The organism is Treponema endosymbiont of Eucomonympha sp. (assembly GCF_001028545.1).
Window position 1 is genome coordinate 1 of the sequence record NZ_BBPW01000322.1, and the last position, 765, is coordinate 765.

At 47.6% G+C, this 765-nt stretch carries 1 tRNA gene and 2 rRNA genes; all 3 read right to left on the bottom strand.

Going from position 1 to position 765, the window contains the following annotated elements:
- Positions 1–357, bottom strand: a 23S ribosomal RNA gene (locus AWU74_RS12430); the annotation flags it as partial.
- Between the two features lie 165 nt (positions 358–522).
- A tRNA-Ile gene (locus AWU74_RS06830) sits at positions 523–596 on the bottom strand.
- A gap of 100 nt (positions 597–696) precedes the next feature.
- A 16S ribosomal RNA gene (locus AWU74_RS06835) occupies positions 697–765 on the bottom strand; the annotation flags it as partial.

The following is a 765-nucleotide window of genomic DNA, read 5'->3' on the forward strand; positions in this document are numbered from 1 at the left end:
GTGTGTTTTCTCAAAACTCTTCGGGACATCCCCATGCAGCCCTACAACCCCGCATAAATACGGTTTGGGCTTTTCCGATTTCGCTCGCCGCTACTTTCGGAATCTCCGGGAGCTCGCGCCCCTTCTTGATTTCTTTTCCCGTGTTACTTAGATGGTTCACTTCACACAGTGTCGCCCTGGCAGTCTATTTTATTCGACTATCGCAGTAACAGGATCACTCCTGTTGGGTTACCCCATTCGGTTATCCCGGGATCACGGGATATGTGCTCCTCCCCCGGGCTTTTCGCAGCTTGTCGCGACCTTCTTCGCCTCACAGCTCCTACAGGCATCCGCCATAAACCTATCTTTCGCTTGACCATATTGTCTTTTCTGCTTCTCACAGCACTGCTTCCGCGCAGCAGCAACTACGCCCAACAAATGCTGTTAAAGCTTATTTCCCTTCCCTAAATATGCAAAAGAACTTCTTAGTGCCCATTCAGAACACTATTTTTTAATTTACTGTTATACTTTCGAAGCATAACATGGGACTGATAAGAATCGAACTTATGACTCCTTCCTTATCAGAGAAGTGCTCTAACCATCTGAGCTACAGTCCCCTGATCTTATAACTATAAGAAAGGGAAGGAAAGAAAGAATAGCGGGATATGTTTCATGACTTGCGGGCATTCTACGTCCGCAAGTCTACCTTTCTCTCAGAAAGGAGGTGATCCAGCCGCACCTTCCGGTACGGCTACCTTGTTACGACTTCACCCTCCTTGCAAAGCA